The 22,387-nt window shown below is 72.2% G+C and carries 22 protein-coding genes; 9 read left to right on the forward strand and 13 right to left on the reverse strand.

Annotated elements, in window-relative coordinates:
* Positions 1-101 precede the first annotated feature (101 nt).
* Together JO379_RS28715 and JO379_RS28720 are read right to left on the reverse strand one after the other, a co-directional pair.
* Entirely contained in the window at positions 102-1,043 is a 942-nt protein-coding gene (locus JO379_RS28715) for an MBL fold metallo-hydrolase (protein WP_130881282.1), read from the reverse strand.
* A gap of 85 nt (positions 1,044-1,128) precedes the next feature.
* Positions 1,129-1,566 carry a MarR family winged helix-turn-helix transcriptional regulator gene (locus JO379_RS28720; RefSeq protein WP_130881281.1) on the reverse strand — a complete coding sequence of 146 codons (438 nt, stop codon included), beginning with the start codon at positions 1,564-1,566 and terminating at the stop codon, positions 1,129-1,131.
* A 139-nt stretch (positions 1,567-1,705) separates the two neighbouring features.
* On the opposite strand from JO379_RS28720, the gene JO379_RS28725 reads away from it, so the two are divergent.
* Together JO379_RS28725 and JO379_RS28730 are read left to right on the forward strand one after the other, a co-directional pair.
* Positions 1,706-3,217, forward strand: coding sequence for an MFS transporter (locus JO379_RS28725; RefSeq protein ID WP_130881280.1), 1,512 nt, complete (start codon positions 1,706-1,708; stop codon positions 3,215-3,217).
* 55 nt (positions 3,218-3,272) lie between these two features.
* On the forward strand, positions 3,273-4,193 hold the full coding sequence (locus JO379_RS28730; RefSeq protein WP_130881279.1) for an NADP-dependent oxidoreductase: 921 nt from the start codon (positions 3,273-3,275) through the stop codon (positions 4,191-4,193).
* Between the two features lie 385 nt (positions 4,194-4,578).
* Here JO379_RS28730 and JO379_RS28735 read toward each other — a convergent pair whose 3' ends face one another.
* Complete coding sequence (locus JO379_RS28735; protein ID WP_209517639.1) at positions 4,579-5,118, reverse strand: NUDIX hydrolase; 540 nt, start codon at positions 5,116-5,118, stop codon at positions 4,579-4,581.
* Between the two features lie 35 nt (positions 5,119-5,153).
* Complete coding sequence (locus JO379_RS28740; protein ID WP_130881277.1) at positions 5,154-6,041, reverse strand: DMT family transporter; 888 nt, start codon at positions 6,039-6,041, stop codon at positions 5,154-5,156.
* 345 nt (positions 6,042-6,386) lie between these two features.
* On the opposite strand from JO379_RS28740, the gene JO379_RS28745 reads away from it, so the two are divergent.
* Together JO379_RS28745 and JO379_RS28750 are read left to right on the forward strand one after the other, a co-directional pair.
* On the forward strand, positions 6,387-7,352 hold the full coding sequence (locus JO379_RS28745; RefSeq protein ID WP_130881276.1) for a hypothetical protein: 966 nt from the start codon (positions 6,387-6,389) through the stop codon (positions 7,350-7,352).
* A gap of 71 nt (positions 7,353-7,423) precedes the next feature.
* Positions 7,424-8,962 (forward strand): APC family permease, encoded by a 1,539-nt coding sequence (locus tag JO379_RS28750; protein ID WP_130881275.1) that lies wholly within the window; start codon positions 7,424-7,426, stop codon positions 8,960-8,962.
* A gap of 197 nt (positions 8,963-9,159) precedes the next feature.
* Here the strand turns inward: JO379_RS28750 and JO379_RS28755 are convergent, their stop codons facing one another.
* Positions 9,160-9,570 carry a (2Fe-2S) ferredoxin domain-containing protein gene (locus JO379_RS28755; RefSeq protein WP_372449152.1) on the reverse strand — a complete coding sequence of 137 codons (411 nt, stop codon included), beginning with the start codon at positions 9,568-9,570 and terminating at the stop codon, positions 9,160-9,162.
* Positions 9,571-9,628: 58 nt separating this feature from the next.
* Here JO379_RS28755 and ddaH point away from each other — a divergent pair, with 58 nt between their 5' ends.
* The 4 genes from ddaH (at position 9,629) to JO379_RS28775 (ending at position 14,773) form a co-directional block, all read left to right on the forward strand.
* Entirely contained in the window at positions 9,629-10,405 is a 777-nt protein-coding gene (gene ddaH / locus JO379_RS28760; RefSeq protein ID WP_130881274.1) for a dimethylargininase, read from the forward strand.
* 453 nt (positions 10,406-10,858) lie between these two features.
* Positions 10,859-11,512: a DUF4360 domain-containing protein gene (locus tag JO379_RS28765; RefSeq protein WP_130881273.1), complete on the forward strand. Its 654-nt coding sequence runs from the start codon at positions 10,859-10,861 to the stop codon at positions 11,510-11,512.
* 484 nt (positions 11,513-11,996) lie between these two features.
* On the forward strand, positions 11,997-12,443 hold the full coding sequence (locus JO379_RS28770) for an ATP-binding protein (protein WP_165451667.1): 447 nt from the start codon (positions 11,997-11,999) through the stop codon (positions 12,441-12,443).
* Positions 12,444-12,607: 164 nt separating this feature from the next.
* Positions 12,608-14,773: a SpoIIE family protein phosphatase gene (locus JO379_RS28775; protein ID WP_209517643.1), complete on the forward strand. Its 2,166-nt coding sequence runs from the start codon at positions 12,608-12,610 to the stop codon at positions 14,771-14,773.
* Here the strand turns inward: JO379_RS28775 and JO379_RS28780 are convergent.
* The 4 genes from JO379_RS28780 to JO379_RS28795 all read right to left on the reverse strand — a co-directional run bounded on the left by JO379_RS28780 (position 14,703) and on the right by JO379_RS28795 (position 18,269).
* The gene (locus JO379_RS28780; RefSeq protein ID WP_209517645.1) at positions 14,703-15,974 is read right to left on the reverse strand and encodes a cytochrome P450 family protein; all 1,272 of its coding nucleotides are present in this window, start codon (positions 15,972-15,974) and stop codon (positions 14,703-14,705) included. The genes JO379_RS28775 and JO379_RS28780 overlap by 71 nt on opposite strands.
* Positions 15,971-17,176 (reverse strand): MAB_1171c family putative transporter, encoded by a 1,206-nt coding sequence (locus JO379_RS28785; RefSeq protein WP_242626395.1) that lies wholly within the window; start codon positions 17,174-17,176, stop codon positions 15,971-15,973. Before JO379_RS28785 ends, JO379_RS28780 begins: the two co-directional genes overlap by 4 nt.
* Positions 17,173-17,676: an ImmA/IrrE family metallo-endopeptidase gene (locus JO379_RS28790; RefSeq protein ID WP_165451666.1), complete on the reverse strand. Its 504-nt coding sequence runs from the start codon at positions 17,674-17,676 to the stop codon at positions 17,173-17,175. The genes JO379_RS28785 and JO379_RS28790 overlap by 4 nt, the downstream gene beginning before the upstream one ends.
* A gap of 71 nt (positions 17,677-17,747) precedes the next feature.
* Positions 17,748-18,269, reverse strand: a complete 522-nt coding sequence (locus tag JO379_RS28795) for a helix-turn-helix domain-containing protein (RefSeq protein WP_130881268.1) — start codon at positions 18,267-18,269, stop codon at positions 17,748-17,750.
* Between the two features lie 396 nt (positions 18,270-18,665).
* Here JO379_RS28795 and panD point away from each other — a divergent pair, with 396 nt between their 5' ends.
* Positions 18,666-19,082 carry an aspartate 1-decarboxylase gene (gene panD, locus JO379_RS28800; RefSeq protein WP_130881267.1) on the forward strand — a complete coding sequence of 139 codons (417 nt, stop codon included), beginning with the start codon at positions 18,666-18,668 and terminating at the stop codon, positions 19,080-19,082.
* A gap of 112 nt (positions 19,083-19,194) precedes the next feature.
* Here panD and JO379_RS28805 read toward each other — a convergent pair whose 3' ends face one another.
* Genes JO379_RS28805 through JO379_RS28820 form a run of 4 tightly spaced genes read right to left on the reverse strand, consistent with a single transcriptional unit; the run spans position 19,195 to position 22,247 of the window.
* On the reverse strand, positions 19,195-19,932 hold the full coding sequence (locus JO379_RS28805) for an alpha/beta hydrolase (RefSeq protein ID WP_130881266.1): 738 nt from the start codon (positions 19,930-19,932) through the stop codon (positions 19,195-19,197).
* Between the two features lie 47 nt (positions 19,933-19,979).
* The gene (locus JO379_RS28810; RefSeq protein WP_130881265.1) at positions 19,980-21,230 is read right to left on the reverse strand and encodes an MAB_1171c family putative transporter; all 1,251 of its coding nucleotides are present in this window, start codon (positions 21,228-21,230) and stop codon (positions 19,980-19,982) included.
* Positions 21,227-21,757, reverse strand: a complete 531-nt coding sequence (locus JO379_RS28815) for an ImmA/IrrE family metallo-endopeptidase (protein ID WP_130881264.1) — start codon at positions 21,755-21,757, stop codon at positions 21,227-21,229. Before JO379_RS28815 ends, JO379_RS28810 begins: the two co-directional genes overlap by 4 nt.
* 46 nt (positions 21,758-21,803) lie before the next feature.
* On the reverse strand, positions 21,804-22,247 hold the full coding sequence (locus JO379_RS28820) for a helix-turn-helix domain-containing protein (protein ID WP_130881263.1): 444 nt from the start codon (positions 22,245-22,247) through the stop codon (positions 21,804-21,806).
* Positions 22,248-22,387 lie beyond the last annotated feature (140 nt).

The raw sequence follows: 22,387 nt of genomic DNA on the forward strand, positions 1-22,387 counted from the left end.
CGGTATGCCGTCTAGGGGCACCCGGAAAGAAAGTGGTCCGCCGGCCCGTCTCCCCGGCCGCCGGCCGCCCCCGGGCCGGCCGGCCCGGGGGCGCGCACGGATCAGGCGTGGCAGGCCATCGGTTTGCCGCCGTTCATCGTCATCATGTCCCCGAGGACCTCCGGCAGGTTCAGCGGGGCGCCCCACGGCAGCCCCTCCAGCTCGGCGTAGGCGCGGTGCAGATTGGCGACCAGGCGCTCGCTCTCGCGCAGCGACGCGAACGCGCCGAGATCCGCCTCGCGAGCGGCCTCCAGCGGGGTGCGCCCCGCCGCGTGGGAGGTGCGGGCCAGCTCGTCGACGTACCGCAGATAGGCCTCCGTGGCGTCGTACACCCCTGGGTCGGTGACGCGGCCGTGGCCGGGCACCACGATCCGGGCGTCGAGCGAGCGCAGCCGCTCCAGGGCGCGCAGCGATCCCGCGAGGGAGCCCATCATGAGGAAGGGGGTGCCGCCGTTGAAGATCAGGTCGCCGGTGAAGACGATGCCCTGCTCCGGCAGCCAGGCGACGGTGTCGCCGACGGTGTGGGCGACACCCGGGTGGATCAGGCGCACCTCGATGTCGCCGACGTGGACGGTGAGCGTGTCGGAGTAGGTGAGGGTGGCGGGGGTGATGGCGACCTCGCCGTAGTCGACCCCGGGCCAGATGCCGTGCAGCTGGTGCCCCGCGGCGAGGGTCTCCTCGCGGCAGGCCGTGTGCCCCACGACGGTGGCCTCGGGGAACACGCAGTTGCCGTAGGTGTGGTCGCCGTGGTGGTGGGTGTTGACCACGGTGGTGGGCAGCGGGGCGCCGCTGTCGGTGACGGCGGCGCGCAGCAGGCGCGCCCGCCGCTCGGTCGCGGCGGTGTCGATCAGCAGGGTCCGGCCGCCGGCCGTCACGAACCCGGCGTTGTTCAGGCACCAGCCGCCGTCGGGCTGGACGAACGCGCTCACCCCCGGTGCGAGCGGGACCGTGTACGGCTCCGTATCCGCCGGTTCGACGGCTCGGACGGTGGTCGAGCTGGACATCGCTGGCCTCCCCTGGTGTCCGCGCGGGCGCGCGGATCGGACTGACCGTCAGAATACGGTCACCCTCCGGCCGGGGGAGGGCAGGTCAGCCACGGCGCTCCAGGCCCGGGCGCAGCCGCTCCAGCAGGCCGTAGAGCGCGGTGCGCTCCTCCTCGTCGAGGGCGTCGAGCGCGCTGTGCGTGGCCTGCATCTCGGCCCGGACGCGCTGGATGGTCTCCAGGCCCTCGTCGGTGGCGACCACGTTCTTCACGCGGCGGTCGCGGGGGTCGGGCTCGCGGCGGACCAGGCCGCGCGATTCGAGGCGGTCCACGATGCCGGTGACATTGGAGGCGTCACAGACCAGCAGGGTGGCGAGGCCGCGCATCGGCACCGGGCCCTTGAGCTGGGCGAGCAGTTTCGCCTGGACGGAGGTGAGCCCGTGCCGGGCGGCGGCGGCCGCGAAGTCCTGCCACTGGGCGGTGCCGAGCGCCGCCACCAGCTCCAGGAGCTGGGCCTTGGTCGGGGGCTGGGGGGTCGCGGTCATGGTTGAAGTGTACTCAAGAGCTTGAGCCCGTAAAACATTAACTTGACTATGTGAACTATTTCGACTTACCGTGCATCGAGTTGCTTGACGATCTCAAGCATCCATGTCGTGAAGTAACTCGAAGGACCCGCCACCCCTCATGAGCACCCAAGCCACCACCGCACCAGGCGGCAAGCAGCGGAACGAGACGTTCGCCGAAACAGCAACGATCTTCGCCCTGAGCCTCGCCGCCATGGTCGTCTCGATGATGCAGACGCTGGTCGTGCCGATCCTCGGCCTCATCCAGAAGGACCTCGAAACCTCCTCGGCCGATGTCAGCTGGGTCACCACCGCCACCCTGCTCTCCGCCGCGGTCTTCACCCCGCTGCTGGGCCGCTTCGGCGACCAGCACGGCAAGAAGAAGACCCTCGTCGGCGTGCTGATCGTCATGGTCGCGGGCTCGGTCCTCGCGGCCGTCACGCACTCCCTGCTGTGGCTCATCGTCGGCCGGGTGCTCCAGGGTGCCGCCACCGCGATCTTCCCGCTCGCGCTGTCCGTCCTGCGGGAAGAGGTCCGCCCCGCGAAGCTGCCCGGCGCGATGGCCATGGTCAGCGGCACCCTCGCGTTCGGCAGCGGCCTCGCGCTCGTCGCCACCGGGCTGCTGACCTCCGGCGACAACCCCGATTACCGCAGTGCCTTCTGGCTGGCCACCGGCCTCGCCGCGCTCGCCCTGCTCGCCGTCGTCCTCCTCGTCCCCGCCACCCGGGAGACCACCGGCGGCCGCACCGACGTCCTCGGCGCGCTGAGCCTCGCCGCCACCCTCGTCCTGCTCCTGCTGCCCATCACCCAGGGCCACGAGTGGGGCTGGTCCTCCGTCCGGACGATCGGCTGCTTCGCCGGCGCCGTGGTGATGGCCGCCGTCTGGACGTTCATCGAACGCACGGTGCGCGAGCCGCTGGTCGACATGAGGATGTTCTCCCACCGTCCGGTGCTCTTCGCGAACATCGCCGGTCTGCTCGTCGGCTTCGGCTCCTTCGCGCTCTTCATCGGCGTCTCCTACCTCGTGCAGATGCCGTCGAAGATCGCCGGTTACGGCTTCGACGCCAGTGTCCTGCGCGCCTCCGTCCAGTTCCTGCTGCCCAGCACGATCGTCTCGCTGCTCGCGGCCCCCGTCGGCGGCCAGCTCGTCCGCCACAAGGGCCCGCGCCTGGTGCTGCTGCTCGCCGCGCTCATCGGCACCGCGGGCTTCGTCTGGATCGCCCTCGACCACGAGCACGCCTTCTCCGTCATCGCCGCCGGCATGTTCGTCGGCGCGGCCATCAGCTTCGGCTACGCCGCCATGCCCGCAGTGATCGTCGCCAGTGTGCCGCCCCGCCAGACCGGCATCGCCAACGGCATCAACTCCATCTCCCGCTCGACCGGCAGTGCCATCGGCAGCGCGATGATCACCACGGTGCTCGCCTCCAAGAGCCTCGAGCACCTGCCGCCCGGTGCACCGAAGCTTCCCGCGGAGAGCCAGTTCACGCTGACCTTCGTGATCGCGGGCACCGCGTTCCTGCTGGTCGCGTTCGTCGCCTGGTGGGGCCTGCGCAGGATCCACGGCCCGCGCCCGGCCGAAGTGGCGGACCACTCCGCCACGGCGGACGCTGGGACCGCATCCGCCCACGCCTGACCCACCGGCCCCGCTCACGCTATCCCGTATCCCGTATCCCGTAAGGAGCACCACCATGAAGGCCATCAGCTACCGCGCCTACGGCGGACCCGAGGTCCTGGAGTTCGGCGAGCTCCCCGAGCCCAAGGTGGGCCCGGACTCGGTCCTGGTCAAGGTCAGGGCCGCGGCCGTCAACCCCGTCGACTGGAAGGCCCAGGCGGGCTACCTCGACGGCATGCTCCAGGCCGTCTTCCCGGTCGTGCCGGGCTGGGACGTCTCCGGCGTCGTCGTCGCCCTGGGCGCGGACACCCCCGAGTTCGCGATCGGCGACGAGGTCATGGGCTACGTCCGTGAGGACCTCCTCTCCCGTGGCACCTTCGCCGAGTACGTGGCCGCGCCGGTGCGCACCCTCGCGCGCAAGCCGGCCAACCTCACCTTCGAGCAGGCCGCGGGCATTCCGCTGGCGGGCCTGACCGCCTACCAGGCGTTGCGGGCGGCCGGCACCGGCGAGGGGGACACCGTCCTGGTGCACGCCGCCGCCGGCGGTGTCGGCACCATGGCCGTACAGCTCGCCAAGCACCTCGGGGCCCGCGTCATCGGCACGGCGGGCGAGCGCAACCACGACTACCTCCGCGCGCTGGGCGCCGAGCCCGTCACCTACGGGGACGGCCTGGCCGGGCGGGTGCGCGCCCTGGCGCCCGAGGGCGTCGACGTGGTCCTCGACCTGGTCGGTGGCGGAACGATCCACACCTCGCCCGAGGTGACCGCCCCCGGCGCCCGGCTGATCTCCATCGCGGACCCGGAGGTGGCGGCCCTCGGCGGCCGCCTGCTGTGGGTCCGCCCCGACGCCGCCGACCTCACCGCGCTCAGCCACCTGGCGGAGCAGGGTGTGCTGACGGTCGAGGTCGCGGAGGTGTTCCCGCTGGAGAAGACGGCGGACGCGCAGCGGCTGAGTGCGGAGGGGCATACGCGGGGGAAGATCGTGGTTACGGTCTGACGCGTTCGCCGGCGGCGGGCTGTGGGGTTTGGGCTTCGCCCCGTTGCGGGTTCGCCTGCGGCGGGCTGGTGGGGTTGGGCCGTCAGCCCTGTGCGGCGCCGTTTCCCGCCTTCGGCGGGTGGTGGGGTTTGGGCCGTCGGCCCCTGTGCGGGCCCGGTCGTGGGGCGGGCCCGTGCCGCTCCGGTGGGTCGCGGGGCCGCTTCGCTTTACGCCCCGCGACCCACCTGCGCGTCCCGAGCCCTCACGCCGGTGAGCCTGCGGCGCCTCCGCCCCTGGGGGGAGGAGGGGCTGGTTACCCGGCACGCCATCACGTCCGTGGACGGGCCCGCGGCGCCTCCGCCCTTGGGCGGGGAGGGTTGGGTACCCCCCGGCCGCAGTGGCCCGTCTACTGCCGGCCGCCGGTTTCGTCCCGCGTCCCCGTCAGGCGTTCGTACGCCTCCAGGCCGTCCGGGACCCAGTCCCACTCCGGGAGACGGGCCGTCAGCTCCTCGTCGGTGAGGAAGGCGTGCCAGGCGACCTCCTCGGCCTGGGGCTCGACCGGCAGGTCGCACCGCACCTCGTAGACCGCCGACCACCACGAGTGCTCCGGCGTGCGGTAGAGGAAGCGGAACAGCGGCGTGGGGGCGGGCAGGCCGCTGACGCCCAGTTCCTCCTCGGCCTCGCGCAGCGCCGCCGTGTCGTACGACTCGCCGGCTCCGACCACGCCGCCCACGAACATGTCGTAGCGCGAGGGGAAGACGAGCTTCGTGGCGGTGCGGCGGTGTACGAAGATCCGCCCCGCGCCGTCCCTGGCCAGGACGAAGACACAGCGGTGGCGCAGCCCGCGTGCGTAGGCCTCGCCGCGGGGCGCCTGTCCCACGACCTCGTCCCGCTCGTCGACGATGTCCAGCAGCTCGTCGGCCGGCAGCCCGCTCTGATCGGTCATGCGGTCCATCCAACCAGCAGGCCCGCGTGCGCGGCTCAGCGCGGTGGGAGGTCGCGTACCCGGCCCGGTTCGCCCACTCCGGCCGGCATCGCCGGGTGGTGGCCGATCAGCGCGATGCCGGTCACGATCGCCGCCAGCCCCGCCGCCTCCCAGGCCAGCGCCGCAGGCGTGGTCCGTACCTGGTCCCCCAGGAACCCCACCCCGCACACGATGCCCGCCAGGGGCTGGGCCGCCGTCAGCGCGGGCAGCGACAACCGCAGCGGGGCCGTCTCGAAGGCGCTCTGCACGAACACCAGCCCCACCAGGCCGAGGGCCAGCACCGCGTACGGCTGCCAGCTCAGCAGCAGCGCGGCCCAGCCGCCGCTGTGCAGCCGCTGGCCGCTCAGCCGGGTCAGGGCGTCCTGCACGCCGTACAGCAGCCCCGCCGCCGCGCCCAGCAGTGCCGCCTCCACGACCACCCGGACCCGTCTGGAGGCCGCAGCCAGCAGCAGCGCCGTGCCCACCATCGGGCCGATGAACAGCCACTGGCGCAGGGGATCGGCGGGGGTTTCCCCGCCGTGCGGGCGGCCCGCGACGATGAACGCCGTCACCCCGCCCGCCAGCAGCCACAGCCCGCCCCACCCCGCCGGTCCGAGCGGCTGCCCGGTCTGCCACCGGGAGAGGGCCATCGCGAACAGCAGGTTCGTCGCCAGCAGCGGCTCCACCAGCGAGATCTCGCCCCGGCCGAGTGCCATCGCGCCGAGGGCCGTGCCGCACACCATGAGCCCGATGCCGGCCAGCCAGCGGGGCATCCGGGCGAGGTCCAGCAGCAGCCGGAAGGAGAGGAAGTCGCTCATCGGGGCGTGCTGGGCCGCGTTCTGCTGGAGTACGAATCCGGCACCCAGGCAGCACGCCGCACTCAGGGCGAAGACGAAGACCGACACGCCGTGTACCTCAAGGCCACCGGGCCGTAGGAGACTTGACGGGACGAGGCTAACCGTCGTAGGGCGGTGCGGCGGCCGGGCAACGGTCTTTCCGCTGGCGGGGCGGGCAAACGGCCGAACGACCGCCCGTCCCCAGCCGCGCTACCGAACAGTCGTTCGTTGGCCGGATGTACGGTCCGTCGGCAAGCAGAGCTGACGCAGCGTCAATTGATGAAATGTCAGCGCAAGATCGGTCTTGACTCGGAGCCGTGACTACCGCTTTGCTGTGCGTGATTGCGACAGCTTGTTTGCGGACGCCTTGACCCGGCGCCCGGAGGGGACGTACGCCGTGGAGGAAGCCCGACGATGACGCCCCCACCCCCCTTGGGCCGCCCCCGGAACAAGGACGGGCTGACCTTCGACCCCGCCCTCGACGACACCGAACTCGCCGCCGTCCGCGACGCGCTGGCGAGGGGCCGCTGGGCGGACGCCCGTAAGCTCCTCGCCGAGACCGGCGACGACTGGGACCGTCGCGGCCACCGCCTCACCGTCCTCGGCGAGGGCGCCACCAGCGTCGCCTGGGCCCGGGAATGGCAGCTCGCCGAGCCCGACAGCCCCGACGCCGCCGCCCTGCTCGCCTGCGCCACCGTCTTCAAGGCCGTGCGCGGCAAGGGCAGCCCCGAGGCGGCCCGTGCCTGTGCGCTGACCGCGGCCAGGATGGCCCCGGCCGATCCGACGCCCTGGCTCGCCATCCTCGTCCTCGCCCGCCGGACCGGCACCGACGACGAGCGCGTCCGCGCCTTCGACCAGGTGCGCGCCCGCCACCGCGACCACCACCACGCGCACCATCTGATGGCCGCCTGCCTGGCCGAGCACCAGAAGGACGACCGGGACGACCCGCTGCACGAGGTCTACGACTTCGCCTCCTGGGCCGCCGAGCAGGCCCCCGCCGACTCGCCCCTCGCCGTGCTGCCGGTGGTGGCCCACGCCGAGCGCTACCGGGTCCTGGCCCGGGCCGGCCTCGAACCCCGCGACCCCGCCCGCTCCGGGCACTGGACCAGTCGGCGGGCCCGGCAGGTGATGAAGGCGGCCTTCGACTGGTGGCTCGAATGGGACGTCGACGAGGACGCCGCCGCCACCGCCCACCCCCGGCGCAAGGTGGATCTCAACTACCTCGCCCACGCCAAGCTCCACGAGGGCCGGATGGCCGAGGCCGCGGCCCTGCTCACCCGCATCGGGCCGCACGCCGTCCGAGCCCCCTGGTCCTACCCCGACCGGGACCCCGCCAAGGCGTTCCACGCCGCTCGCCGCGCCGCGCTCGGCGCGGCGTGACCCGCGCGGCCCCGCCGGCCGCGTGCGCACCTCCAACCCCGCTCACCCCCACGGGAAGGACGACCCCCGCCATGTCGACGGGCACCACGAGCGAGATCAGCACCTTCAAGGGCCAGGACAGACGGCTGCGCGCCGACCGGATAGGCCTGGCCGGACTGTTGCTGTCGGTGGTCGCCGCCAGCGCGCCCCTGATGGTCACGGCGGGCGTCATGCCCACCACCTACGGCACGATGGGCATCGTCGGGCAGCCCCTCCTCTACGTCATCCTCGGCGTGGTGCTGACCCTGTTCAGCTTCGGCTACGCCGAGATGAGCCGCCATGTCCACAACGCCGGGGCGTTCTACGCCTACATCGCCCGCGGCCTCGGCGGCACCGCGGGCGCCGCCGCCTCCGTCGTCGCGCTGGTCGCCTACAGCGCCATGCAGTTCGCGATCTACGGCATCTTCGGCTACGAGGTCTCCGGCCTGCTCGCCAGGTATCTGCACATCGACGTCGCGTGGTGGCTGCCCGCGCTCGGCGCCGTAGCGATCGTCGGTGCCCTCGGCTGGCTCAAGATAGACCTCAACGCCAAGGTCCTCGGCGTGCTGCTGCTCGTCGAGTGCGCCATGGTCGCCCTCTTCGACATCGTGGGCGTCGCGAGCCCCGGCAAGGACGGCTTCTCGCTGCACGCCTTCAACCCCGAGACCCTCGGCGGTGCCGGGCTCGGCACCGCGCTCTGCTTCACCATCGCCTCCTTCGTCGGCTTCGAGCAGGCCGCCGTCTACGCCGAGGAGACCAGCCGCCCGCAGGAGGTCGTCGCCCGGGTGACCTTCCTCGCCGTCGGCTTCGTCGCCCTCTTCTACGCCGTCAGCTCGTGGGCGCTGAGCGTCGCCGCCGGTCCTTCGCAGATCGTCGGCGAGGCCCGCAAGGAAGGCCCGAACCTGCTGTTCGCCCTCACCGCCGACCGGTTCGGCAGCACCTTCACCGATGTGATGCACGTCTTCTACGTGACCGGCATGTTCGCCGCGATGCTCAGCTTCCACAACGTCGTCGCCCGCTACGCCTTCGCCATGGGCCGCGAGGGCCTGCTGCCCGCCGCGTTCGGCCGTACCTCCAAGGCCAGTGGCGCGCCCGCCCACGGCTCGCTGCTCCAGAGCGTCGTCTCGCTGCTCGCCGTCCTGCTCTTCGCGATCACCGACGACAAGCCGCACGGCGATCCGACCGCACCCGTCCAGCGGCTGTTCACCTGGATGGGCAACGTCGGCGCGCTCGGCGTCATCGTGCTGATGGCCGCCGCGAGCGCCGCCGTCATCGTCTTCTTCGTCCGGCGCGGGGCGGCGCGCGCCCAGGCCCCGCGGCTCGTCGCCTCCGGTGTCGCCGGGCTCGCGCTGCTCGCCATCATCGTCTACGCGGTGAAGGACTTCGACGTGCTGATCGGCGCCGACCCCGGCCCGGCCCTGCGCTGGGCGCTGCCGGGCATCGTCGCCGCGGCCGTCGTCCTGGGGCTGGTCTACGGGCTGGTGCTGAAGTCCGCGCGGCCGGAGCGGCACGCCCGGATCGGGCTGGGCAACGAGGCGTTCCTGCTGGAGAAGGCGGCGGCCGCCCCGCTGTCCGAGTCGCCGAGCCGCTGACCGGTCCAGGGCCTGTCCGGCGGATCTTCGCGGGCTCCCGACGCCCGGGACTGGGGGGCACCTCCCAGCGGTAGCTGGGGGAGCTCGCTGCGTTGTCGGAGTCGCCCGAGTACGCCCGGTACGAGGGCGATCCTCCGCCTTGCGATCGCACGCCCCGGACGCCGCTCGCTGATCCACGAAGATCCGCCGGACAGGCCCTAGGCTCCCGGGCCGCCCAGCTGCCCGCTCACCCGTCGCGAGACCGTGAATGCGTAGAGGTCGAGCACCCCGGGCGGCTCCGCGAGCCCGGGGCCGCCGGCCCGCACCCACGCGGCGATGTCCGCCAGGGCGTCGTCGTCGTTGACCAGCCCCAGCCACACGGGCCGGCCCCCGGCGGCCCGGCCCGCCGCCGACGGCTGAACCACCATCACATTCGCCTGGTCGCAGACGTCCAGGCACTCCGACGCGCGCACCTGCGCGGCCCCGTCGACGGCGCCGCGCAGCCTCGCTATCTGACCGCCGTGGTCGACACCGGGGACCTTCGCCGGATCGCCGCAGCAGCAGCCGCGGCAGACCGTGATCCGGCAGGGGGCGGGAGCGGAAGGGGCGCGGCGGGCGCTGTTCGAGATCACCGGCCCGATGATACGCAGACCGCCACCGCCCGTCCGTTGACGAGAGGATGACTGTATGTCCGGGAATATCGCTCTGGTCCGCCGCCCCGGCCCCCGGCTCGCCGAGGGTCTGGTGACCCACATCGAGCGCACCCCCGTCGACACCGCGCTCGCCCTGCGCCAATGGCACGACTATGTCGAGGCGCTGCGCGCGCACGGCTGGCGGACCGTCGAGGCCGCCCCCGCCGACGACTGCCCGGACGGGGTCTTCATCGAGGACACCATGGTGGTCCACCGGAACGTCGCCCTCATCGCCCGTTCCGGCGCGGCCGGCCGCCGGGCCGAGACGCCGGGGGCCGAGGACGCGGTCGCGGCCCTCGGACGCTCCATCGATCGGCTCCGCGAGCCCGGCACGCTCGACGGCGGCGACGTCCTCAAGGTCGGCGACACCTTCTACGCAGGGCAGGGCGGACGCACGAACGCGGACGGCGTACGGCAGTTGCGCGCGGTCTTCGGTCCGCTGGGTGTCCGGGTGGTCGCCGTCCCCCTCGCCGGCGGCAAGGTGCTGCACCTGAAGTCCGCGGTGACCGCGCTCCCCGACGGCACAATCGTCGGCCACCCGTCGCTCGCGGGCGACCCGTCCCTCTTCCCGCGCTTCCTGCCGGTGCCCGAGGAGTCGGGGGCGCACGTCGTGCTGCTGGGCGGCGACCGGCTGTTGATGGCCGCCAGTGCCCCGAGGACGGCCGCGCTGTACTCCGGCCTGGGATATCGGCCGGTGCTGGTGGACATCGGCGAGTTCGAGAAACTGGAGGGCTGCGTGACCTGTCTGTCGGTGCGGTTGCGCGCGTGGTAGGCCGGTTGCGGGCCCGTTTCGGAAAACTCCCGGGCGGCACTGCTTGAACCGAGAAGGAAACGCCTGGGAAGCGGCGTTTGCGGGCCATTCTTTTTGAGCCAAAGAGCCGAAACGGATCAGCGGCGCGAACTCTAGCCAACGTGCGTGCCGCTCCCTATTATTCGAACGCTCCCAGTCCTACGGACCGCAGGAGGGCAGCGCAGTGGCTTGGCATGTTCATGCCCGTACCAAAATCGTGCTCGAAGGACAATGCCATGGTCCATGGCTCTTTCGTCGGTCCGGAACCACTGACTCCTGACGCTCCCGCAGCCGAGTCGGCACCCCATCGACCCGCCCCTACCGCTCAGGGGAAAGCGTGAATTCACATCCGTGATTCCCGTGGTGCGGGCACTTCAGGATCCTTTCGTCTTCCCCTCGCGCCCTATGGCGCGAAGACAATCGACAGGAGAACCCATGCCCGGCGGCCTTTTCACCGGCAGCGCGATCGCGGCGTTACTCGCCGCGCCGCTCGCCACGCACAACCCCGCGGCCCTCATCACCCCGCCGCCCGACAAAATCGTGATCGAGGTGGCGACCGTCAACGGGTCGGGATGTCCCGCGGGCACGGCGGCGGTGGCCGTCGCCCCCGACAACACGGCCTTCACCGTCACCTACAGCGACTACCTCGCCCAGGTGGGCGTCGGTTCCAAGCCGACCGACTTCCGCAAGAACTGCCAGCTGAACCTCATCGTGCACGTGCCGCAGGGCTTCACCTACGCGATCGCCAGTGCCGACTACCGCGGCTTCGCGTCCCTGGAGTCCGGTGCCGTCGGCACCCAGAAGGCCTCGTACTACTTCCAGGGGTCGTCCGCGACCACCCCGAGCAGTCACGCCTTCAGAGGCCCGTACAAGGACAACTGGCAGGCGAACGACCGGGTCCCGGTCGGCGCGCTGGTCTGGGCGCCCTGTGGTGAGAAGCGGAACTTCAACATCAACACCGAACTCCGCGTCGGCGCCGGCAGCTCGGATCCCGCCAAAACGACGAGCTTCATGACGATGGACTCGACGGACGGCGACATCAACACCATTTACCACCTGTCGTGGAAGGAATGCCCCAGAAAGGCCTAGCAGCCACGCCCGGCGGACGGCCGGCGAGCCCGCCGGAGCCACTCCGGCGGGCTCGCGACGCTCCCGGGTGCCGCGGCGCCAGGCTTTGCCCGCCTTTTGCATATCGGGACTTTATGCCCTTGTGAGCCGCCCCACCTGCGGCGATAGCGCTCCGCACGCCAACCGTCACCCATAGGGTATAGACCTCTGGCGGAAATCGAGCGAATGTGGGAGATCCCCATGCGAAGACGAGCGGTCCGCACAGCCCCCAGGGCCGCCCAGGCGTCGGAGACGAGTCCTCGTTCAGCGCCCTTCGCGCTAGTCGATTGCCAGAGCCCCTATGCCTCCCAGTAGCCACACCCTGAGCTCCTCGCATACGGCCCACGCTTTTCCCGGAGCCTTCCCCGCCCTTCCCGGGCTCCCCGGCGCCCCCGACCCCCTCCGCGCCCGGGCCGCGCATCCGCAGCGACTCCCCGGCCACTGGGGCCGCGGTATGCCGCTGTGCATGCACAGCCCGCCCTCGCGCTGGGCCCCGCATTACCTGCCGCCCGGTCTGCCCTCCCACACCATCTCGCTGCCCCCCTCGACGCGGTCCGTCGCGGCCGCGCGGCGCTTCAGCGAACGCCTGCTGAGCGAGTGGGGGCTCGCCGAGCTCGCGGCGGACACCACGCTCCTGCTCTCCGAGCTCGTCACCAACGCCATCGTGCACGTCCCGATGACGGCCGGCGACGTCCGCCTCGTCCTCACCCGCTCAGCCGACCACCTGGTCGCCCAGGTCACCGACGCCGGCGGGCTGCTGCCCCGCTGCGGCGAGGCCGGGCCGGACAGCGAGAACGGCCGGGGGATGTGGCTCGTCGAGCAGATCGCCACCCAGTGGGGCCACCACGCGTGCGACGAGGGAAAGACCGTCTGGTTCACCCTGCGCATACCGGCGGGCGCCCCCGGGGCCTGACCGGGGCGGCCGCCGGTGGTGCTTCCCCGCGCCGCGGGCTGCGAGGTGGGCCGGTTCGGAGAGACCATGGAAGTCGCTGCGGCGCACGGGACGAGGAATGAGGGACCGACACAGAGGCACGAGGCCGCCGCACCACCCCTGAGCGGGCGGAGGGAGGACCTCGCATGGGCAGTGCCGAGACATTCCGGCCCGAGCCCGGCCGGATCCCGGCCGGGCGCACCGACCGGCACCAGCCGGGCAGCCTGCTGGACGTCCTGAGCGTCGCCGCGGTCGTCCTGGACCAGGACGGCCGCATCGTGCTGTGGAGCCCCCAGGCCGAGGAGCTGTTCGGCTGGAGCCCGGCGGAGGCACTCGGGTCGTTCGCCGCCCGGCTGCTGGTCGGCGAGGAGGACTTCGAGACGGTTCTCGCGGAGTTCGCCCGGGTGGTCAGCGAGGGCGGCGGCTGGTCCGGTGTCTTCCCCGCCCGGCACAAGAACGGCAGCTCCCGGCTGATCGAGCTGCGCACCATGCGGCTGGAGGACGAGGACGGCAGGCTGTACGCCCTCGGGATGTCCACCGACCAGGCGGTCCTGCGGGACGTCGAACGGGACCTGGCGCTGTCGCTCCGGCTGGTGGCCCAGTCCCCGATCGGGCTCGCCGTGCTGGACACCGAGCTGCGGTACGTGCTGGTCAACCCCGCACTGGAACGCATCAACGACCTGCCCGCCGAGCGGCACATCGGCCGGCACGTCCGGGAGGCCCTGCCGTACGCGGACACCGAACAGATCGAGTCCGCGATGCGCCGGGTCATGGAGACCGGCAACCCGCTGCTCGACGAGTTCTCCGTCGGCCGCCCCGTGGGCAGCGGCGTCGGCCCCGACCGGGCGCTGCTGGTCTCCTACTACCGGCTGGAGGACCCCGGCGGCCGCCCCCTGGGCCTCGCCACCTCCGTCGTGGACGTCACCGACCGGCACCGCGCGGCCGCCGAGGCACGCCGCAGACTGTCCCTCGTCGCCGACGCCTCCGTACTGATCGGCACCACCCTCGACCTCGACCAGACCGCCCGGGAGCTCGCCGAGGTCGTCGTGCCCGACCTGGCGGACGTGGCCGCCGTCGACGTCCTCGACACCGTCCTGGGGGGCACCCGCTCCGGCTCCGTACCCGACGGGCAGGCGGCCGTCTTCCGCGCGCTGGCCGTGGCGGCGGGCGACACCGCCGAGGCCGCCGAGGCCGTCCGCGCGGCCGACCCCCCGGGGCAGATCGCGAAGTACGACGCCGACCGGCTGGTCACCCAGTGCGTCAGCACCGGCCGCCCCGTCCACATCGCCCACGTCACCGCCGCCGACCTGCCGCGCATCGCCCGGGACAAGGACGCCGTCCGCCTGCTGGCCGACGCCGGGCTGCACTCGTACATGGCGGTGCCGCTGATCGCCCGGGGCGAGGTGCTCGGCGCCCTCGACCTCAAACGCATCGGCAACCCGGCGCCCTTCGGCGAGGACGACGTCGTCCTCGCCGGTGAACTGGCCGCCCGCGCCGCGGTCTGCATCGACAACGCCCGCTGGTACCAGCGCGAACGCGCCACCGCCCTCACCCTCCAGCGCGATCTGCTGCCGCACCGGCCCCCGCGGCTGGCCGGCCTGGACATCGCCTACCGCTACCAGCCCGCCGGGCTCGCCACCAACGTCGGCGGCGACTGGTTCGACGCCATCCCGCAATCCGACGGCAAGAGCGCCCTCGTCGTCGGCGATGTGATGGGCAGCGGCATCAACGCCGCCGCGGCGATGGGACAGCTGCGCACCGCCGCCCGCACCCTGACCGGCCTCGGCCTCGACCCGGCACAGGTGCTGCGCCACCTCGACGACACCGCCTCCGGGCTCGACCAGATGATCGCCACCTGCGTCTACGCCGTCTACGACCCCGGGCAGGGGCGGGCCCACGTGGCCAACGCCGGGCACCTGCCGCCCGTCGTCCTCCGCCCCGGCCGCCGTCCCGAACTGGTCGAACTCCCCACCGGGGCCCCGCTCGGCGTCGGCGGCATCCCCTTCGAGAGCGTCACTGTGGAGCTGGCCCCCGGCGACCAGCTGATCCTCTACACCGACGGCCTGGTGGAGACCCGCGACGAGGCCATCGACTCCCGCCTGGAGACCCTGCTCGCCCTGCTCGACGGCCCGCCCCGGGAGCCGGAGGCCACCTGCGACCTGCTGCTGAAGGACCTGCCCGAGGGCAATGACGACGACGTCGCCCTGCTCATCGCGCGGGTCCGCACCGAGCGGGACCCGGTCAGCGAGCCGCTTCCCCCGTCTTTGGCGTCTCCGGCTGCTCCGGCTGCTCCGGAGTCGCCCGCACCGTGACGGGCAGCTCCCTGAGGGCGTGCGAGCGGAACGAGGTGCGCCAGCGCAGCCGGTCGGCAGGGACGGCGAGCTCCAGGCGGGGGAAGCGGCGCAGCAGCGTCTCCAGCGCGATCTGGATCTCCATCCGGGCCAGCGGCGCCCCGAGACAGTAGTGGATGCCCTGGCCGAGCGCGAGATGCGCCTTGTCCGCCCGGTGGATGTCGAAGCGGTCCGGGTCCGGGTAGCGGGCGGGGTCGCGGTGGGCGGAGGCCAGGCAGAGCAGCACCGTGTCGCCGACCGGGATCCGTACCCCGCCGAACTCGACGGGCTCGGTGGGGAAGCGGCGGATGGCCATCTGGTTGGGGTGCGCGTAGCGCAGCAGCTCCTCGACGGCCGCGGGCAGCAGCCCCGGGTCGGCCCGTACCTCGGCGAGCTGGCCGGGGTGGTTCAGCAGGGTCAGCAGACCGCCGCTGATCAGGTGCTGGGCGTTCTCGCTGCCGGCCATGAGGATCAGGAAGGCGAGGGAGACCAGCTCGTCCTCACTGAGCCGGTCGCCGTCGTCGCGGGCGGCGATGAGCGCCGAGAGGAGGTCGTCGCCGGGCGCCGCCCGGCGGGCCGCGACGAGGTCCACCAGGAAGCGGTGGATGTGGTCCACGGCCTCCACGATCTGCCCCGGGTGCTCGGGGGCGAGCATGGTCCCGACCCGTTCCGAGAAGGGCCGGCGGTCCGCCTCCGGCACCCCGAGCAGATCCCCGATGACGACCAGCGGCAGCGGATTGGCGAACGCGGCGACGATGTCGACGGGGTCCTCACCGTCGGCGAGTCCGGCGGCGAGCTTATCGGCGAGCCGGTCCGCCGCGGCCTGTACGCACCCCCGCAGGTCCTCGACGCGCCGCGGGGTGAAGCCCTTCGAGACCAGCCGGCGCAGCCGCAGATGGTCCTCGGGGTCGATGTTGAGGAGATTGGCGTCCAGCGCCGGGGGCAGGGAGAAGCCCTTGTAGCCCACGCCGGAGCGGTCCTTGTTGACCGACAGCCGCGGATCGGTGATACCGGCGCGCACATCGGCCTCCCGGGTCACGAGCCAGACGGGGGAGCCGTCCGGCAGCGCGATCCGGTGCACGGGCGCGGCCTCGCGCAGCCGCGCGTAGGCGGGGTAGGGGTCGGCGAAGAAGGACCCCGTGAAGGGCTGGGGGAGAGCGGGGGACTCGGTCCGGTCTGTCATGCGGTCTGCTCCGACGAGGCGTGGCTGAGCGGGATACGGGCGAGGGTGTCCGCCACGACCGGGGACGTGGCGAAGGCGCGGGCCAGCGTGCGCTGGAAGGACAGCTCGGCGGCCAGGTCCTGGGGTTCGGCGGCGAGCGGGGTGCTCGCATGCTCGGCGGGCCGCAGGCCGTGCTCCTTCGCCCGCAGGGCGGCGGCGAGCAGCGCGGCCTCGACGGTCGCGGCGAGGTCGTCGCCCGTCAGCCCGGCCTCCGCGGCCCGGCTCCGCGCGGTGTCCGCGACGGCGGGGTCCATCCAGGTCCGCAGGGCCCACTGGGCGTCCCGGATCTCGATCACCGTGCGGTACACCCGGGTGCGCCGGTCCGCGTCCGGCTCCAGTTCGAGCACCGGCTCGGGCACCTGGGCGGTCAGGACCCGGTGCAGGGGCCGTAGTTCGCCGTGGGCCCGGCGCAGATCGATCCGTGCCCACAGGGCGCTGAGGGAGCGCCCCCAGTCGGGCATCGTCCAGCCCGCCGTCTTCCCGATCGTGTTGACCGTGACGGCGATCGGCACGATCGGCTCCCAGGCGTGGCCCGTCGTGCCGAACTGCCCGGCGACGATGTCGGCGGCCCGGCAGCCCGCGTAGAGCAGACCGGCGGGCAGGGTGAGGGCCACGAGCCGCAGCCCGCGGCGCAACCACGGGGTGGGCGCGATGTTGGCGTAGCGCCAGCACAGGATGCACACGTCGATCTGATTCCAGGCGTAGGCGATCAGGTAGACGGTGAGGTACGCGGGGTAGAACTGCGCCCTGCTCAGCGCGAAGTCGGTGGGGCGCTCGTGGAGCTCGGTGGCCACGGAGAACAGCGTCACCATGACGAGGACGGTGGCGCCGATGCCGATGAGGCGCGGCGTCGCCTTGCGCCAGGCGACTTTCCGTTCGTAGGTGAGGTGCAGCAGGACGAGCTGCTGGCAGGCGGTCAGGAGCATGACGCAGCTCTGGGTGAACAGGCCCGAGAAGTTACGGATGCCCACCGCCTCGCTGGTCGCCACCCAGACCGCCGGGGTCGACACGGTGAAGATCAGGAAGGGTATGAAGAAGTTGCCGGCGAGGGCCCATTGCGCGGGGGAGCGGTCGACGCGCAGGACTCTGGCCTTGTAGAGGAACGCCAGGAGGTTCACCGCGGCGCACGTCGGATACATGACGCTGTTCAGGGTGTTGTTCATTCGTTCCGTTCGTCTCGCTCACGGGCCGGGCGCTCCAGCGCGGACAGCCGGGCCGCGAGTTCCGCGGCCTCCGGTGGTACCTCCCAGACGCGTTGCGTGGTCCAGGTACCGATCCGCCGGCCGAGGAGGGAGCCGATGAACTCGGCCTCGCGCTCGGCCGGCGAGTGCGCGTGCTCCCGGCCCAGGACCCGCTGGACCAGCTCCGGGTCGAGGGAGGGCAGCAGCAACCGGGTCGCCTCGGGGGTCATCACCGGGGCCGCCTCGTGGTCGCAGACGAAATGCCCGATCTCATGGAGGATCACCTGGCGTTGGTGAATGGGCGCGAGCCGCTCCTCGAACGCGATGAAGTCCCGTTCCTCCGCCGATACCCACATTCCGTCGGGGCTGCCGGGCGGAAGCGCGAGCGGCACCAGGTGAATGGGCCGGCCGAACCGCTCGCCGAGATGGTCGCAGAGCGACTGAATGGTCAGTTCGCCCGGCGGAAGCCGGAGCGCGCGCACGCGCTCCTCGCAATCGAGCCGGAACGAGGTGAATTCACGGTCCGGCTCTTTCCGGCGCCAGCGCATCACCATCATCTACGGTCGTCGTTCGAAGCCGGCGGCCCGGGCGGCGCCGGAAGGTCCCGTAACTCGTTCTGCGCCTTCGCCGCGGAGGCGAGGATCTCCTGGAGCAGCCCCGACAGCCGGTCCACCGGCGGCGCGTGGCCGGCCCCGGGGGAGCCGTGGGAGGCGGTGCGCAGGGCCACGCCCTCCACGCGCTGGGTCCGCAGCACGCGCAGGGTCTCCAGCTCCTCGTTCACCTGGTGGAAGACCTGCTCGTCCAGGAAGTACGCGTCGCGGGAAATGCCCAGGCTGTAGGAGACCTTGAGGAGGGTCTCCAGCGTGAGGTTCGAGCCGTCGGCGGATTCCGCGTGGGAGAGCGTGCGCTTGGAGACGCCCGCGCGCTCGGCCAAACCGGCCAGGGTGAAGGGGCCTTCGGGGTGGTGCTGGCGCACGTACCGCAGCCGACGGGCGATCTCGGCCTTCGCCGTCTGGATGCGCTGCTCCAGGGAGGGCCGTGTGGACGCCTCCGGAGCCCCTCCCCCCTGATTCATCCTTCAACCTCTCGGATGTCGACGCGCGGCACGGTGGGCGCCGCGGCGCGGCGGTGTGCCAACCGGAGGACTCTAACTTCCTGGTGAAGCCCCTAGCCAGTCGCCGGCCGGCCGTTGCTCGGCCGCGGACCGGCCCCTCGCGCGGCGACGGCACCGGCGTGCGGATCGAATGCCCGGCTTACTGGCGGTGCATACGGATTTGAGGTCGCGTGCGAGTGCAATATGTTGCAACTTCGATGCAGCAAGTTGCGATGACCGGATCCGGATGACTAACGTCCCCGGTGTTGCGTGCGGCGGTCACTCAGAGCCACGGGGGTGCATTGAGTGACGCCGCCGTTCCTTTTTCCCGCGGACTCGAAAGTCTGTGCGCGTAAAAGCGCGTAAAATACGGACACCATGTACCGCACCATGATGAAGTCCAAGATCCATCGCGCCACCGTGACCCAGGCGGACCTGCACTATGTGGGTTCCCTGACGATCGACGCCGATCTGATGGAAGCCGCCGACCTGCTGCCCGGCGAGAAGGTCGACATCGTCGACATCGACAACGGCGCCCGGCTGTCGACCTATGTCATCGAGGGGCCCCGCGGCTCCGGGGTGATCGGCATCAACGGCGCCGCCGCGCGTCTGATCAGCCCCGGTGACCTGGTCATCATCATCGCCTACGGCTCGATGGACAGCACGGAGGCCGCCGCCTTCGAGCCCCGGGTCGTCTTCGTCGACGAGCGCAACGCCGTCGTCGACCTCGGCAGCGATCCGGCCGCCGTCCCGGACGGGTCCGGTCTGCGCCGGGGCGACCTCGTCGAGAGCTGAGCTCAGCCGAATCAAGCCCGTCCGGCGATTGAGGACACCGCCGCGCAGCGGAGGTGCACACGCCACGGCCCGCAGGGGCAAGCGCGCACCTGGGAACACCGGCTCCGCTCCGTCACCCGCCGGAGCATGCCGCCTCCGCCACGGCGCGAGCCGTCAGCTCCCCGGCCCGGCGCACGCGCTCGTCCTCGCTCGGACGGCAGCGGCCGAGCTCCGGGTCGTACGCCGCCATGATGGCGCCCGCGTGGTCGGCCCCCACCTCGTCGAGGCGGGCCGACCAGCCGTGCGTCTCCAGGGCCGCCACCAGATCGCGGGAGAACGTGACGTCGATCTGTTCGTCCGCCGTGCCGTGCACCAGACGGACCGGCACCGGTGACGCGGCGGGGCCGGCGGCCAGATCGACCAGGGGCACGTGCCCCGTCGACCGCGCCGGACGGTCGTACCGCGAGGCGATCCCCACGACAGCCCGGGGACGCCAGCCGTCGGCCACCTCCGGGTGCAGCGCGACCCCCAGCGCGGCGGAGGCCCCCGCCGACCAGCCGGCGAGCACGATCCGGTCCGCGTCGCCGCCGTGCTCGGCGGCCCGCGCGCGGACGAAGTCCAGCGAGCCGAGCAGATCCGCGCGCCCGCCGTCGGCCGCGTCGGAACGCCAGTCCGGCGCGAAGACGAGCACCCCGTGGGCCGCGACCTCCCGCGCGAGCGGCATGAGGATGTCCCGCTCGTCGGGGCCTATCCCGTGCCACAACAACACCGTCGGCAACGGCGCCGGGGCACTCTCCGGCCGGTAGACGTCGATGGACTTGCCGTGGGGCGCCAGGGCGAGCCGCTGCTCGACACCGCTGCGTACGGGCATGCCGGACCTTCCGATCGGGAACGGAAACCTCACAAGTCGTCACGCTATCAACCGGCTTCCGGCACGCCGCCGTCCCCCGGGGCGGCCGCACGGGCCGCACTCCCGGCCCCGTCGGCGACATCGGCCGGCAGGGCCGCGAAGGCGACCGCCACCCGCACCAGCCAGGCGGTCTCCGCGCCGAGGTCGGTGAACGCCGGGCCCTCGGCCCCGACCCGGGCGCGGTCGGCGTCGGCCACCGTCCGGCCCCGCGCCCGCGCCCGCAGGGCCGAGGCGATCCGCAGGGCCTCGACCCTCGCCCGCAGCTCGTCCCCGGACAGTCCCGCCTCCCGGCTGGCGCGGGTCACCTCCGCCATCGCCTCCGGATCGGCGTGGGCCCGCAGGGCGAGCTGCCCGTCCCTGATCTCGATGACCCGGCGGTAGAGCCGGAACTCCAGCTGCCGTACCGCAAGCCGGTCGGCCAGCTCGCTGCGCGTCGGGGCGAGCGCGATGGTGGGGACGGCCTCGTGGAGCGCCGCCCACAGCGGATAGAGCCGGCGGTGCCGTCGGTACGCCGTCACCCACCGGTCGGCCGCGGCCACCCGCGGACCCCACCCCGGCAGTGTCCAGCCCACCACGGTGAGCGCGGAGCCGAGGTCCCCGCACAGCCAGGCGACGGTCTCCAGACGGCGCAGATCGAAGCCGAAGGCGATGCCGAGGATGTTGCCGGCCCGGATGGCGCCGTAGCCGAGCGTGATGAACGCCCCGACGGCCGTCACCCGCAGCCCCCGCCGCAGCCAGGTACGCCCCGCCACCGCGGAGTAGCTCCAGCACACGCGGACGATGGTGATCTCGCCGATCAGATACGTCCCGATGTAGAGGGACAGATAGGCGATGTAGTACGGGTCGTGCACGTAGTAGAGGGTGAAGTCCCTCGGGCGCTGCGCGGTCGGGGTGAGCAGCCAGAAGAGGGTGACCAGCGAGGCGATCGCCGCGACCCCGAAGCACAGCTGCAGCCGGACCAGGACGCGGGCCCGCTCGGGCGGGCGCGCCCAGTACGTCAGCACGACCTGCTGGCCCACCAGGAGCGCCATCACACAGCTCTGGGCGAGCAGCGCCGCGATGTTCGGCACCCCCAGGAGACCGTCGACGCGGACCCACACCATGGGCAGGGAGATGAAGAAGCTCAGGCCCGAGAGGGCGAAGACGGCACACAGGGCGAGCAGGGCGGGGTCGGCCGGGTTCTGCCGCAGGGAACGCCACTTGTAGAACAGGCCGGCCCAGGCGGCGACGGCGCCGAACGCGTGGAGGGAGGTGATCACGTCTCGTCCAGGGAGGAGCTGCGCAGCGACCGGTCCAGCCGCTCGACGCTTTCGGCTGCCTCGGAGGGCACGGTCCAGTTGCGCTCCAAGGGGCGCCGGTTGGCCTCCTGGAGGATCAGGGAGGCGATCATCTCGGCCTCCTGCTCCTCGGCCGAGGTGTAGTACGTGCGCTGCAGCACGCTCTCCACCATCCGCGGATCGAGCGTCGGCAGCACCAGGCGCGAGGTCTCCTCGCCCAGCACCGCGTTCTCCTTGTGACCGCAGATCACATGGCCCAATTCGTGGGCGATGATGTGCTCCTGATGGAGCGGGCTGGTGTCGGATTCGTAGAAGATGTAGTCGACTTCGGGCCCGGATATCCACAGCCCGCAGGGCCCGTCCACGGGCAGATGGATGGCCTCCAGACGAATGGGCCGGCCATGGCGCTCGGCGACCCTCTCGCACAGCTCCCAGACGTCGAACGGTGTGGGTATGTCCAGACTGCGAACCCGTTCCAGGCTTCGCCGGTGCAGCCTCTTGAAGTTCATTGGTGCAACTCCCCCGTGGCGTTGTCGCGCCGTGCCTCCGACGCTGCTAGGGGTGGTGTTTCTCGGGCCGGTTGGCCGGGAGGCCCTCCAGCTCGCGGACACGCTCGATCACTTCATTGATCGAATGCAGACTCTTGGGGGACAGCCCGGCCGCCCGCAGCGCGACCCGCTGCACCTGGGTGTCGCGGAAGGCGACGAGCAGGCGCAGGTCGGCGTTGACGGCCTCGGTCACCCGGTCGTCGAAGAAGTAGGCCGGCGGTACGCCGAAGAACTTCGCCAGCGCCTCCAGGTGCCGCAGCGTCGGATTGTCGCGCTGACCCTTGCGCAGCAGCCAGATGTAACTCCCGGAGATCGACACACCCCCGGCGGTGATCGAGCGCGCCACTTCCTCGGTGCTGTACGGCTCACGGCCGGCCGGCACCACCGTGTTGAACAGGTGGTTGAGCTTGTCGGCGAGCGTGTGCCCGTCAAGGGCGTCGGGGTCGTTCATGATCACACCTCCCTCCAGCGGGTCAATCTAGCTTAGAGGCCACTGCGGCCCCATGAGGCGCACCTGGCAATGCGGTTGACAGCCATACCGGTCGCTGCCTAGCGTCCCTGCTGTCGGTGGGATCAACTGGTGTTGGATCG

The sequence above is a fragment of the Streptomyces syringium genome (assembly GCF_017876625.1).
Lineage (GTDB): Bacteria > Actinomycetota > Actinomycetes > Streptomycetales > Streptomycetaceae > Streptomyces > Streptomyces syringius.